Here is a 13157-nt window from a genome sequence, read left to right as displayed (position 1 = left end):
TGGTGCCCCCGTGGATGGAGCCCACCGTGAGCACCGCGGGCTCCAGTGGGGACTTCTCGCGGCTCACGATGGTCTGTAGCGAGAGGATGGTGCGCGCCGCGAGGACGATGGGGTCCACCGTGGTGTGCGGGTAGGCGCCGTGCCCGCCCTTGCCGTGGAGGGTGATGTCGAGGGAGTCCACGTTCGCCAGGGCGTAGCCGGACACGTACTCGATGGTGCCCGCGGCCGCGCTGGCGCTGTTGTGGAGGGCGATGGCGAAGTCCGGCTTGGGGAAGCGCGAGTAGAGGCCATCCGAGAGCATCCGCCGGGCGCCATTGCCCTTCTCCTCGGCGGGCTGGCCCACCATCACCAGCGTCCCGCGCCAGCGGTCCTTCGAGCGGGACAGGAGCGTGGCGGTGCCGAGCCAGGCGGTCATGTGCATGTCATGCCCGCAGGCGTGCATCACGGGCACGGTCTGGCCGCTGTCGTCCTTCGCCGTCACCCGGCTGGCGTAGGGCAGCCCCGTCTTCTCCTCCACCGGCAGGGCGTCCAGGTCGGTGCGCAGCATCACCGTGGGACCCTTGCCGTTGCGCAGGACGGCCACCACGCCGTGCCCGCCGACCTTCTGGGTCACCTCGAAGCCGAGCTTGCGCAGGCGCTCGGCCAGCTTCGCCGCCGTCTTCTCCTCCTGGAGGGAGAGCTCCGGGTTCTGGTGCAGGTCCCGGTAGAGGGCATCCAACTCGGGATAGAGCCCGTCGAGCCCCTCGAGGACAGGGGAGGGAGCCTTCGCGGCATGCGCGACTCCCGGCATCCAGGCGGACGCGGCGAGGATGAGGGCGAGGAGGGGAATGGTTTTCACCGTGCGAGCTCCAGTCAGCGCGGACACACGGCGCTCGGGTCGTGAAGGCCAGGGCCGACGACCCGAGCACCGCGGGCTCACTGCCTTACTTCATGAGACCTTCGGCCTTGAGGGCCGCCTGTACGTTGGGACGCGAGGCCACGCGGCCCTGGAACGCCTGCAGCACCGGCCACTTGGACAGATCGATGTTGACGAACTGGCACCAGTTCACGACGGTGAACAGGTAGGCATCGGCGACGGTGAACTGCTCGCCCATGAGGAAGGGGCTCTTCTCGAGCCGAGCGCTCATGGCATCGAAGCGCTTGCCGATGTTGTCGCGGAGCATCTTCTTCGCGTCCTCGGGATACGCGGGGTTGAAGAGGGGGCTGAAGTTCTTGTGGATCTCGGTGCCGATGAAGTTGAGCGTCTCCTGGAGGCGGTAGCGCTCCAGGGTGCCGTTGGCCGGCGCGAGCTTGGACTGGGGCGCCTTGTCGGCGATGTACTGGACGATGGCGGGGCCCTCGGTGAGGAGGTTGCTGTCGTCGATCTGCAGGGCCGGCACGTAGCCCTTGGGGTTGATGGCCGTGAAGTCCTTGCCGGACTCGGTCTTCTTGGTGCTCAGGTCGACCTTCTCGATGTCGAAGGACAGGCCCGCCTCGCGCAGAACGATGTGCGGCGACAGCGAGCAGGCTCCGGGGGTGTAGTAGAGCTTCATTCGTGGGCACTCCTTGTGCGACGGGGTGTTGGCGGCCGGGCAATTTGCACCGTTCCGCGCGCCCGTGCCATGGAATCCGCTCTGGCCGGGAGCCAGACGGTGCGCACGTCTGGCCTTTCGTATTCGAGCGAGCGGCCTCGGGTGGGCTTGTCTGTCGGCGCGCAAGTGTGGCCGAATCGACACCCTCGTGGGTCTACCCCTCCAAGGGGGTCAGCACCCTTGCGTGTCCGCTCTCCATGAAGCTGCTCCTCGTCAGTCCCCAGGCTGGAAGCGCCGTGAGCCAGCTCCTCATGGAGTGGGGACACGAGGTGCGCCACGCCCCGGGCGTCGAACAGGCGGGGAGGCTGCTCCGTGGGGTGGAGGGCGTGGTGGTGGAGGGCACCAGCCGTTCAGTGGCGGAGGACATCGCCCGGTTGAACACCGCGGAGGTGCGGCCCCGGCCCTTCCTCCTGGCGCTCGTCCCGGCTTCGGCGGAGAAGGTGCCCCTGGAGACGCTGCTGGCCGCGGCGGTGGATGACTTCCTGGTCGTGCCCTTCGAGCCGGCGCAGCTCCAGACGCGGCTCGAGTGGCTCGGCCGGCGGAGGCGGATGGGGATGCAGGCCGCCCTGGAGGAGTCCCCCTCGCGCGGTGAGCTCGAGCGGCTGGCGGCCATCATCCAGACGCAGAGCGACATCGCGGTCGCCGGACTCGATCTCGAGAAGGTGATGTTGCTCATCGCGGAGCGCGCCCTGCGGCTGTGCGGCGCGTCGGGAGCCTCGGTGGCGCTGGCCGAGGGGGACGAGCTGGTCTACCGCGTGACCACCGGGAGCTCGTTGATCCATCGCGGCTTCCGGCTGAAGCTCGCCCAGAGCATCACGGGGATGAGCATCCTTCGCGGCGAGGTGCTCCACACCCGGGACACCGAGGATGATCCGCGGGTGAACGTGGCGGCCACGCGCGCGACGGACATCCGCTCGATGATCATCGTCCCGTTCCGCTTGGGCGGGAGCACCGTGGGCGCGCTCAACGTCGTCTACAGCGAGCCCAACGCCTTCGACGATCTGGACGTGCGGACCCTCGAGTTGATGGGCCAGTTGCTCGGCGCGGCCATGCGCAACGCCGCCGAGTTCGAGGCCAAGCACCGCTCCGAGGAGAGCTTCCGCGCGCTCATCGAGGGGCTGCCGGAGGCCATCTTCGTGCACCGGGAGGGCCGCCTGCTCTACGTCAACCCGGCGGGGCTCGCCTTCCTGGATCAGCAATCGGCGGAGGGGCTCACCGGCATGTCGCTGCTCGAGCTCATCCACCCGGAGGACCGCGGCCTCGCCGCCAGGGTGCTCGAGGCGGCGAGCACCGGGGGGGAGCCCCCCTCGCGGGAGATCCGCTTCCCGCGCGCGGGCGGCCAGGTGGTGACGGCGGAGCTCGGCGCGATGCTGCTCATCTTCGACGACGAGCTGGCCACGGTGGTGACGGCGCGGGACATCACCGCGCGCAAGCAGATGCAGGCGCGCCTGCTGCTCTCCGACCGGCTGGCGAGCGTGGGCACCCTGGCGGCCGGCGTGGCGCATGAGATCAACAACCCCCTCGCCTTCGTCCTCTCCAACCTCGGCTTCCTCGAGGAGGACTTCCGGCGGCTCGAGGGCGAGATTTCGGCGGAGCGACTGCGTGAGCTGGCGCAGATCCTTCGCGAGACCCGCGAGGGGGCCGATCGGGTGCGGCAGATCGTTCGAGACCTGCGGACCCTCTCGCGGGATGAGGGCGAGGAGCTCTCCATCGTGGACGTGTGCGGCGTGGTGGATTCGAGCCTGGGGCTGGTGCGCAACGAGCTGCGCCAACGCGCCCGGGTGGTGAAGGACTTCGAGCCGGTGCCGCTGGTGTGGGCGAGCGAAGGGCGGCTGGGGCAGGTCCTGCTCAACCTGCTCATCAACGCCGCCCATGCCCTTCCCGCCGGTCAGCCCGATCGGAACGAGGTGCGCGTGCGGGTGCGCGCCATCGCCGACCGTGTCGTCATCGAGGTGGTGGACACGGGGGAGGGGATTGCCCCCGAGATTCGGGATCGGATCTTCGACCCCTTCTTCACCACCAAGCCGGTGGGGATGGGGACGGGGCTCGGCCTGTCCATCTGCCACGGCATCGTGACGAGCCTCGGAGGGGAGCTCTCGGTGGAGAGCGAGGTGGGGCGGGGCTCCACCTTCCGCATCTCCCTCCCCACCGCCGTGGAGTCGGCATCGTGACACCCGCCGAAGCGCTCACGGCCCTGCGCCGTGCGTATCAGCATCTGCTCTTCGCCCATCAGCAGCTTCGCGGCGTGTCCGCCTGGAGTGGCTCCTGGGAGACGAACAGCCATGCGGTCTCGGGGGCCGCGGATGAAATCCTGGAGGCCCAGCTGCTCTTGCATTCGGCGTGTACCGCCCTGGGCGTGCCGCCCCCTCGCGGTGTCCAGCTCCCCTCCGTTTCGGGTGGCATCCGCCTGCGAGGTGCGGAGCTGTTCGACTGGTTGGCCGTCGGCTCCACGATGAAGGAGCTGGAGCGACTCCTCGAGACGGTGGTGGAGCTCCACGCGACGCACCGGGAGCGCCTCGCCCCCACGAGCCCCGCCCTGGAGACGGAGGCCCTGCCCGACGTCTACTTCTGGCGGTTGTTCGCCCTGGTGGCGCTCGCCGCCTCCCTGGTGGCCTCTGGGGTGCTGCTGTTCAAGAGCGGCGGAGATTGATCAGATCCCTCAGTGTGGAGTCCTTCAGGCGGCGCTTGGCCTCCTTCACGGGCAGTCCCGTGAAGTGCATCGCCAGCGCCACCTTCACCTCGCCGTCCGCCTTCGCCAGCAGTTTCTTCGCCTCGGCCGGGGCGAGCTCCGCCAGCTCCGCCACCATGCGCACCGCTCGCGCCTGGAGCTTCGCGTTGGTGGGCCGCACGTCCACCATCCGCCCCCGGTACACCTTGCCCAGCGCCACGAAGGCCGTCGTCGTCAGGGCGTTGAGGATCAGCTTCGTCGCCGTCCCGGCCTTCAGCCGCGTGCTGCCCGCCACCAGCTCCGGTCCCGTCTCGGCCAGCAGCACGTGATCGGCCTTCATCCGAGGGCCCGGCGGGTTGCAGCACACCAGCACCGTGCGCGCTCCTCGACGACGTGCCTCGTCCAGCGCGCCCAGCACGAAGGGCGTCCGCGCGCTGGCGGAGATGCCACACACCACGTCCCGAGGCCCCACGCGCAGCTTGCTCACGGACGCGGCGCCGGCCTCGGCGTCATCCTCGGCGCCTTCCACCGCGCGCGTCATCGCCCGGCGACCGCCGGCGATCACCGCCTGGACCTGATGGGGGGAAGCGCCGAAGGTGGGGGGGCACTCACTCGCGTCGAGCACCCCGAGGCGCCCGCTCGTGCCCGCTCCCACGTAGAGCAGACGACCGCCAGCCCGCAATGCGTCCGCCACGGACCGAGCGGCTCGCGCCACTTCGGCGAGAGCAGAACGGACCGCACGGACAGCGGCCACATCTTCTTGATGGAGGCGGTGGACGACCTCCTCGGTGGAGACGAGGTCCAGGTCGTCCGAACGACGATGAAGCCGCTCGGTGGGCGGGAGCGCGAGCCGTTTCGAGCGCGAACTTCCCACCCGCGAGCCCACCGGCCTTCTCAGGCCGCCTTGGTGACCTTGCCAGCCTTGATGCAGCGAGTGCACGCGAGCACGCGCTCGGTGCGACCCTCGACGGAGGCCCGGATCTTCTGAAGATTCGGGAGGGTCCGCTTCTTGGTCTTGTTGTTCGCGTGGCTGACGTTGTTGCCCACCAGCGGGCGCTTCCCGCAGATGTCGCATTTCCAAGCCATGACTGCAACTCCTTGAAATCAGGGGCGAAATGACGGCCCGCCCGAAGAGAGCGGCGGAACCTATCCATAAACTACTCGAAAATCCAGTCTGATCCGGCCCTCAGCGCTTGAGGACGTCCTTCTTCTTCATCATCTCCTGCACCAGGCGCGCGGCCCGGGTGCCGACGAGGAACTCCCCCTCGAGGCCCAGGCCGGGGAGGACCTCCCGCCCGGCCAGCAGCACGTTCTTCGCGGGGGTGTGTTGCTTCAACCCGGTGACGCCCAGCACTGCTTCCGAGTCGAACGTGTAATGAGGGTGAGGCATGAGCCGGCTGCCGCGCACCGCCCCGGCGTCCAGGTAGGGGGCCGAGCGCAGCAGGCGCTTGTCCTTCGTGAAGGGCATCAGCGCGTCCAGGTGGGCGTCGATGCGCAGGGCCAGGGACTGGAGGTAGCCCTCGCCCAGGTCGCGCACGCTGGCGGGCACGAAGCCTCCGGCGCACACCACCCGGAGCGAGGGGTCGTCCTTGCCGTCGGGCGTCCGGGCGGGGTGGCGCTGGATGAGCAGGGGGCCCAGCTCGACGTCCTGGGTGTCCATCAGCAGCAGCTCGCCCATGCCTCGCGGGAGCACCGCCTCGGGCAGCACCCAGTTCACCGTGAAGAGGAAGGACTTGATGGTGGACAGGTCGAGCTGATCGCTCAGGCCCCGGTGCTTCTTGCGGTCGGTGATGAGCCGCCGCAGCGCCCCGGCGTCCGTGGCGGACACCAGGCATGAGCCCCGGTAGAGCGTGTCCGAGCGCAGCAGCTTCACCGCGGAGAAGCGGCCTCCGTCGAAGTGCAGCTCCTCCACCACGTAGGTGTCGGTGTTCTCGGGGCTGAGGAGATCGCCCCCCAGCTCGGTGAGTCGCTCGAAGAGCACCTGGCGCAGGCCGTCGCGGCCGCCCGGGTAGCGCCAGGGCGTCTGCAGGGCCTGGGACAGGGGGCGCGTGCGCGCCAGGGGCGACTCCGGCTGATCCAGGTGGACGACGAAGGGCAGCAGGCCCCGCAGGAGCTTGGAGGGCTCGTCCTCTCCCGTCAGCCGTGGCTCCGTCTCCAACCCCGGGTGCTGCCGCATGCGCTTCTTGAGGTTCCAGCCCTCCATGAAGCCGTCCGGCGGCAGGGGTGGGCCCTCCTTGAGGAAGGCGTCGGAGGGCTCGTGCTGCGTGGCCGTGGCGGTGAGGTCCGCGAGGAGTCGCTCGCCCTGGTCACCGAACTCGCGGGTGAGCTCGGCGCGGCGGCGGGCCGCGTCGGTGTGCAGGTCCACCCGGTGGCGCGGCAGCACGAGCTGCAGCTCGGGGACGTGGGGCTGCTGGTGGCGCTGGAGCGTGGTGGTGATGCCCAGCTCGGAGAAGGCCTCCTCCACCGCGGGCATCGTCTTGAGGGCCGGGGCGACGAAGGGGGCGTAGGGCAGCACGAAGCCATCGTGCTCGTAGCCCTGTCCCGTTCCATCGTGCTCCACCAGCAGCACGCTGTAGCCCCGCTTGGCGAGCAGTGCCGCGGCGAGCGCTCCACCGAGCTGGCTGCCCAGCACGATCACGTCATAGACGTGCCGGGAGGGGGCCGTGGTGGAGGGGAGGGGCTTGGATTTCGCGACGGGCGTCGGCATTGCGGCGCGCACACTACAACGGGTTCGAAACGAGGGGTCGAATTACTCCGCGGGCTCCACCGGCTGCCAGCGCGGAGCCTCCTCCGCGTCGGGGCGGCCCTCGAGCACCTCGTGGGGGCGGAACGTCCCCTTGTAGCGCAGCGAGGCGCACTCCTGGACGCGGTAGCCGAGGTAGACGTGCGGGAGGCCGCGCGCCCGGGCGAGCTCCACCTGGAACACCACGTTGGCTGAGCCCGGCGAGCAGCGCGCGTAGGCGGGGTCATAGAAGAAGTACACCGCGCTCCAGGCGTTGGGCGTCTCGTCGCAGATGCCCAGTCCCACCAGCCGGGAGCCGCCCTCGGCGGTGTCGTCGTAGTAGGCCACCTCGCGCGCGGCGGGGTGGGGGAAGGCGAACTGGAGGAAGTAGTCGCGCAGGCCGAGCGGCGAGGCGTCCCACTCGCGCGACTGCTCGCGCTCGGCGTGCCAGGCGCGGTAGAGCGCCAGCCGCTGCTCGTCCACCCGGGGCGGGCCCACCTCCACGCGGAAGTGGGCGCATGCGGCGCGTGCCCGGCGCTGGCTGCGGTTGGGCTGGAAGCTGGCCGTGGGGATGCGCAGCGAGACACACTGGTTGCAGGCCTGGCACGCCGGCCGGAAGTACAGCGGGCCGAAGCGGCGCCACCCGCGCACGAGCATCCGCTCGTACTCCTCGGGCGTCACGTCCTGCATCACCAGCTGCTCCAGCGACGAGAGCTGGTCGGGCAGGTAGCTGCAGGGGCCGGGCGGCTCGACGGTATGTCCCAGGATGATGGCCATGGCGTCTCCTGGTACCTGGGGGGTGGCGGCTTTTCCGTCAAGCCGAACGGAGGAGGGAGGCTGCCTGAAGGGTTGGGGAGCAATCGCTCCGCGTCACCCGGGCTCTCCGGGGTTGCGCAGGCTCTGCTCGCCCACGGCCGGCCCCGCCGTCGTCACCACGCGCCCGCCCTCCAACTGCACCGCCCCCGTGGCCACCAGCTTCACCACCAGGGGGTACAGCCGGTGCTCCTCCTTCAGGATGCGGGCCGACAGCGCCGCCTCGTCGTCTCCCGGCAGCACCGGCACCACCGCCTGCGCGATGATGGGGCCCGTGTCCATGCCTGGATCCACGAAGTGCACCGTGCACCCGGCCACCTTCACCCCCCGCTCCAGCGCCTGCCGCTGCGCGTGCAGCCCCGGGAAGGCGGGCAGCAGTGCCGGGTGGATGTTCAGCACCTTCCCCGCGAAGCGCCCCAGGAAGTCCGCCCCCAGCAGCCGCATGAAGCCCGCCAGGCACACCCACTCCACGCCCGCCGACACCAGGGTGTCCACCAGCGCCTTCTCGAAGTCCGCCCGCGAGCCGAAGGCCTTGTGCTCCAGCACCACCGCCGGCACTCCAGCCTTCCTCGCCCGCTCGAGCGCGAAGGCCGTGGGCACGTTGGACACCACCACCGCCACCTCGGCCGGGAAGCCGGGCTGCGCGCACGCGTCCAGCAGCGCCTGCAGGTTGCTGCCGCTGCCCGACACCAGCACGCCCAGCTTCGTCCTGCCGCTCATGGCTCGATGACCGCCGTGGCCTCTCCCTGGCCCGCCTCCACGCGGCCCACCTCCGAGGCCTCCACCCCTCGCGCCTTCAGCAGCGCCAGCGCCGCCGGCACGTCCGCCTTCGCCACCACCGCGATGAGCCCCAGGCCCATGTTGAAGGTGTCGTACATCTCCTTGCGCTCGACGCCGCCCCGCTTCTGGATGAGGTCGAAGATGGCCGGACGCTTCCACGTCTTCTCGTCCAGCACCGCCCGCGTCCCGTCCGGCAGGCACCGCGGCAGGTTGCCCGGAATCCCGCTGCCGGTGATGTGCGCGAAGCCCTTCACCTTCACCGTCTTCGCCAGCGCCAGCGCGTCCTTCACGTAGATGCGCGTGGGCTCCAGCAGCGCGTCCGCCAGCGGCCGCTCCAGGCCCTCGGGCCGCGCGTCCAGCGTCAGCTTCGCGTCCTCCAGCAGCACCTTGCGTGCCAGCGAGTAGCCGTTGGAGTGCAGGCCCGAGGAGGTCATCCCGATGAGCGCGTCGCCGGGCGCCACGCTCTTGCCGTCGATGATCTCCGAGCGCTCCACCACGCCCACGCAGAAGCCGGCCAGGTCGTACTCGCCCCGAGCGTAGAAGCCCGGCATCTCCGCCGTCTCCCCGCCCAGCAGTGTGCACCCCGCCTGCTCACAGCCCTGGGCGATGCCCTTCACCACCTCGGCCGCGGCGTCCACCTCCAGCCGCCCGGTGGCGAAGTAGTCCAGGAAGAAGAGCGGCTCGGCCCCACAGGTGAGGATGTCGTTCACCGACATGGCCACCAGGTCGATGCCCACCGTCCCGTGCCGGCCCGCCTGGAAGGCCACCTTCAGCTTGGTGCCCACCCCGTCCGTGCCCGCCACCAGCACCGGCTCGCGGTACTTGCCGGGCGGCAGGGCGAACAGGCCGCCGAAGCCGCCCACCCCCGCCACCACCTCCGGCCTCACCGTTCGCGCCGCATAGGGCTTGATGCGCTCGACGAACGCATCCCCCGCCTCGATGTCCACTCCGGACTGCTTGTAGGTCGTTCCCACGGCCCGGGCTTCTACTGGCTTCCCCCTCGGCTTGTCTCGGTCGGCCTCACCCCGGGTGTCACATTCGCGTCGGCCCGCGCCTTCTGCCTCGCGAGGTAGGCGTCTGGACGACACCTCGGGCCCGGAGGACACCTGATTTCGGTCGGAATTTGACCCTGTCGATAGGGAGGGCTTAACTCGCCCTGCGATGGGCGCCGAGGAAACCCTCTTTCAACGTTTCGGCAAGGAGTTCCCGAAGGGCACGGTCCTCTTCCGCGAGGGAGAGCCGGGCAAGGAGATGTTCGTCCTTCAATCGGGAAAGATTGCCATTTCCAAGAGCGTGCGGGACGTGGAGAAGGTGCTCGCCACGCTCGGGCCGGGGGAGTTCTTCGGCGAGATGGCCATCATCTCCAACAAGCCACGCAACGCCACGGCCACCGTGAGCGAGGACGCGAAGCTGCTGGTCATCGATCCCAAGACGTTCGAGGGGATGATCCGCGGCAACGCGGAGATCGCCGTGCGGATGATCAAGAAGCTGGCCGAGCGGCTGTCCGAGGCCGACGCGCAGATCGAGAACCTGCTGCACGCCGACCCGGCCAGCCGCGTGGTCCACCACATCCTCCAGATCTGCCAGACGCGTGGCCGGGCCATGGAGGAGGGGGTGGAGATCGAGCTGGCGGTGCGCGAGATGCCCCGGCAGATCGGCGTGGGCGAGCCGGCCATCCGCAACATGCTCGACCGGTTGGAGCGGGCCGGCCTGGTGGAGCGCGGCGGTGACAGACTCACCGTCTATGACACGGCCCGCCTCCACGACTTCCTCCAATACCTGGAGATGAAGTGGAAGTTTGGAGATCTCTAGAGTGAAGCTCCAGGTCCTCGGCTGCCATGGCGGTGAGCTGCCCTCGTGCCGCACCACGTGCTTCCTCGTGGATGACGTGCTCGCGCTCGACGCGGGCGCGCTCACCAGCTCGCTGTCGCTCGAGCAGTTGTGCAAGGTCGACGACATCCTCGTCGGCCACAGCCACTTCGATCATGTGAAGGATCTGCCGCTGATGGCGGATCTGATCATCGGCCGGCGCGACAAGCCGGTCACCATCCATGCCTCGCGCGAGTGCGCCCGTGCGCTGCGCGAGTACATGTTCAACAACGCCCTCTGGCCGGACTTCACGCGCATCCCCACGCGCAAGGAGCCGGTGCTGCGCATCAAGGCCTTCCGGGCCGGCAGCACCTTCCAGGTGGGGCCCTACACGGTGCAGTCCATTCCGGTACACCACCCGGTGGAGTCCTGCGGCTTCGTCATCACCCACGGCCGCATCTCGCTGGCCATGAGCGGCGACACCGGCCCCACCGAGAAGCTGTGGAAGGTGCTCAACCAGACGCCCACCCTCAAGGCGCTCCTGGTGGAGACGAGCTTCCCCAACGCGTTGCAGCAACTGGCCGACGTGTCCGGTCACCTCACCCCCCAGACGCTCCAGAGCGAGCTGGACAAGTTCCAGCGCAACGGCTCCAGCGTGCTCGTCTACCACCTCAAGCCGGCCTTCATTCAGCCCCTGAAGCGGGAGCTGGCCGAGCTGCCGGTGGAGGTCCTGGAGCTGGGCGACACCTTCGAGTTCTAGGTCCGGTCGCCTCCCGGACGGACGACCCGGGAGGTCTTCTGACGGAGCGCGGCATTGCATGGGAGTTGACGGGCCCGGGCGAGTGGGATTAACGCCCCTCTCATGGCCTGGTTCTCCAAGAAGCCCCGTATCGCGACCACTCCCGAGCCCGTCGAAGCCCCCAGCCGCATGCAGGGGCTCTGGGCCAAGTGCGAGAACTGCGACGAGATCATCTACCGGCAGGAGCTGGAGAAGAACCTCAACGTCTGCCCGCACTGCGATCACCACCTGCCCTGGCCCGCCCGCGCGCGCCTCGACGGCCTGTTGGATCCCAACAGCTTCGAGGAGTTCGACAAGGAGCTGGAGCCGCAGGACCCGCTCGGGTTCACGGACAGCAAGAAGTACAAGGATCGGCTGCGCACCACGCGCAAGTCGCTCGAGGAGAACGACGCCTTCATCTCCGGCGTGGGCCGCATCGAGGGCAAGCAGGTCTCCATCGGCTGCTTCGTCTTCGAGTTCATGGGTGGCTCCATGGGCTCGGTGGTGGGCGAGAAGGTCACGCGCGTCTTCGAGCGCGCCCATGAGCTGAGGTGCCCGGCCATCGTCTTCTCGGCCTCCGGCGGCGCGCGCATGCAGGAGGGCATCTTCTCCCTCATGCAGATGGCCAAGACGAGCGCGGCCATCGCCCGCTTCCGCGAGGTGGGCAAGCCCTACATCTCGGTGATGCTGCACCCCACCACCGGTGGCGTGGCGGCCTCCTTCGCCTGGCTGGGCGACGTCACCCTCGCCGAGCCCAAGGCCCTCATCGGCTTCGCCGGCCCACGCGTCATCGAGCAGACCATCCGCCAGCGGCTCCCCGAGGGCTTCCAGCGCTCCGAGTTCCTCCTCGAGCACGGGATGATCGACACCATCGTGCCGCGCAAGGAGATGCGCGCGACGCTGGCGCAGGTGATCAACCTGCTCGGGTAGTCCCCCCGCGCCCGCGCCATGTCGCTGCCTCGGACGCCGACGGAGGCCCTGGAGTTCTTCTCCCGGCTCAGTCCCTCCAGCATCAAGCTCGGACTGGAGCGGGTCCAGGCGACGCTGGAGGCGCTCGGCCACCCCGAGCGCCGCGTCCCCACGCTCCACGTCGCGGGCACCAACGGCAAGGGCAGCACCTGCGCCTTCGCCTCCTCGGCCCTCCACGCCGCGGGGCACCGGGTGGGGCTCTACACCTCGCCCCACCTGGTGCGCGTCAACGAGCGCATCCGCGTGGGCGGGGTGGAGATCTCCGACGAGGTGTTCGGCCGGCGCATCCTGGAGGTGCTCGAGCGCCACCCGGACGCGGCCACCTCGCTCACGTACTTCGAGTTCGGCACCGTGGTGGCCTTCTGGCACTTCGCCCAGGAGGCCGTGGACGTGACGGTGTTGGAGGTGGGCCTGGGCGGGCGCCTGGATGCGACCAGCGCGTGCCAGCCGCTCGTCACCGCCATCACCCCGGTGTCCTTCGACCACATGGAGTACCTCGGCCACACCCTGGGGGAGATCGCCGGGGAGAAGGCCGGCATCCTCAAGCCCGGCGTGCCCTGCGCCGTCGGCGCCGACGCGCCCGAAGCGGTGCGCCAAGCCGCCGCGTCCGTGGGCGCGCCCTTGCTGGCGCGCGGCCGGGACTGGCGGATCGAGCCGGCACCTCACGGCAACGGCTTGCGCTACGCCGACGCGAGAGGCGCGCTAGACCTCCCGCCGCCGTCGCTCGCCGGGCCGCACCAAGCGGACAACGCGGGCATCGCCGTGGCCGCGCTGCGGGCGTGGAACCCGGAGTGGCTGGACGCGGACGCGATCGCCGCCGGGCTGGCGCGGGCGGAGTGGCCGGCGCGGATGCAGCGCCTGCGCGGCCGGCTCGCCGCCTCGCTGCCGGAAGGCTGGGAGCTGTGGCTCGACGGCGGGCACAACCCCGCCGCCGGGCTGGCCCTCGCCGCGCACCTGCGCGCGTGGCGGACAGCGGCGCCGGAACGGCCGATCCACCTCGTGGTGGGCATGAAGGGCTCCAAGGCCGCCGCCGGCTTCCTGGCGCCG

14 protein-coding genes are annotated in these 13157 nt (G+C 69.9%); 6 read left to right on the top strand and 8 right to left on the bottom strand.

The window, feature by feature from the left end; translation table 11 throughout:
* A partial coding sequence (locus VF697_RS09990) for an amidohydrolase (protein ID WP_331093655.1) occupies window positions 1-838 on the bottom strand: 838 nt, incomplete at its 3' end.
* 85 nt (window positions 839-923) lie between these two features.
* On the bottom strand, window positions 924-1532 hold the full coding sequence (gene gstA / locus VF697_RS09985; RefSeq protein WP_331093653.1) for a glutathione transferase GstA: 609 nt from the start codon (window positions 1530-1532) through the stop codon (window positions 924-926).
* A 275-nt stretch (window positions 1533-1807) separates the two neighbouring features.
* Between gstA and VF697_RS09980 the strand changes: the two genes are divergently transcribed.
* Entirely contained in the window at window positions 1808-3742 is a 1935-nt protein-coding gene (locus VF697_RS09980; protein ID WP_331093651.1) for an ATP-binding protein, read from the top strand.
* Window positions 3739-4221, top strand: a complete 483-nt coding sequence (locus VF697_RS09975) for a hypothetical protein (RefSeq protein ID WP_331093649.1) — start codon at window positions 3739-3741, stop codon at window positions 4219-4221. Before VF697_RS09980 ends, VF697_RS09975 begins: the two co-directional genes overlap by 4 nt.
* Here VF697_RS09975 and murQ read toward each other — a convergent pair.
* From murQ to purM, 6 genes are all read right to left on the bottom strand, one after another.
* On the bottom strand, window positions 4202-5113 hold the full coding sequence (gene murQ, locus VF697_RS09970; RefSeq protein WP_331093647.1) for an N-acetylmuramic acid 6-phosphate etherase: 912 nt from the start codon (window positions 5111-5113) through the stop codon (window positions 4202-4204). The two genes, VF697_RS09975 and murQ, sit on opposite strands and share 20 nt — an antisense overlap.
* Before the next feature lie 20 nt (window positions 5114-5133).
* Window positions 5134-5325 (bottom strand): 50S ribosomal protein L28, encoded by a 192-nt coding sequence (rpmB, locus tag VF697_RS09965; RefSeq protein WP_043403428.1) that lies wholly within the window; start codon window positions 5323-5325, stop codon window positions 5134-5136.
* Window positions 5326-5425: 100 nt separating this feature from the next.
* Window positions 5426-6946 carry an NAD(P)-binding protein gene (locus VF697_RS09960; protein ID WP_331093640.1) on the bottom strand — a complete coding sequence of 507 codons (1521 nt, stop codon included), beginning with the start codon at window positions 6944-6946 and terminating at the stop codon, window positions 5426-5428.
* Window positions 6947-6988: 42 nt separating this feature from the next.
* Entirely contained in the window at window positions 6989-7738 is a 750-nt protein-coding gene (locus VF697_RS09955) for an arginyltransferase (protein ID WP_331093638.1), read from the bottom strand.
* 93 nt (window positions 7739-7831) lie between these two features.
* On the bottom strand, window positions 7832-8494 hold the full coding sequence (gene purN / locus VF697_RS09950) for a phosphoribosylglycinamide formyltransferase (protein WP_331093636.1): 663 nt from the start codon (window positions 8492-8494) through the stop codon (window positions 7832-7834).
* Window positions 8491-9528: a phosphoribosylformylglycinamidine cyclo-ligase gene (purM, locus tag VF697_RS09945; RefSeq protein WP_331093634.1), complete on the bottom strand. Its 1038-nt coding sequence runs from the start codon at window positions 9526-9528 to the stop codon at window positions 8491-8493. Before purM ends, purN begins: the two co-directional genes overlap by 4 nt.
* A gap of 187 nt (window positions 9529-9715) precedes the next feature.
* Here purM and VF697_RS09940 point away from each other — a divergent pair, with 187 nt between their 5' ends.
* From VF697_RS09940 to VF697_RS09925, 4 genes are all read left to right on the top strand, one after another.
* Window positions 9716-10366 carry a Crp/Fnr family transcriptional regulator gene (locus tag VF697_RS09940; protein WP_331093632.1) on the top strand — a complete coding sequence of 217 codons (651 nt, stop codon included), beginning with the start codon at window positions 9716-9718 and terminating at the stop codon, window positions 10364-10366.
* A gap of 1 nt (window position 10367) precedes the next feature.
* Window positions 10368-11123 (top strand): 3',5'-cyclic-nucleotide phosphodiesterase, encoded by a 756-nt coding sequence (locus VF697_RS09935; RefSeq protein ID WP_331093630.1) that lies wholly within the window; start codon window positions 10368-10370, stop codon window positions 11121-11123.
* A 102-nt stretch (window positions 11124-11225) separates the two neighbouring features.
* Window positions 11226-12071, top strand: a complete 846-nt coding sequence (gene accD, locus VF697_RS09930; RefSeq protein ID WP_331093628.1) for an acetyl-CoA carboxylase, carboxyltransferase subunit beta — start codon at window positions 11226-11228, stop codon at window positions 12069-12071.
* 18 nt (window positions 12072-12089) lie between these two features.
* On the top strand, window positions 12090-13157 hold a 1068-nt coding region (locus tag VF697_RS09925), incomplete at its 3' end, for a folylpolyglutamate synthase/dihydrofolate synthase family protein (RefSeq protein WP_331093626.1).

The organism is Archangium sp., assembly GCF_036388035.1.
Taxonomy (GTDB): domain Bacteria; phylum Myxococcota; class Myxococcia; order Myxococcales; family Myxococcaceae; genus Archangium.
This window is presented reverse-complemented; position numbering and strand designations above follow the sequence as displayed.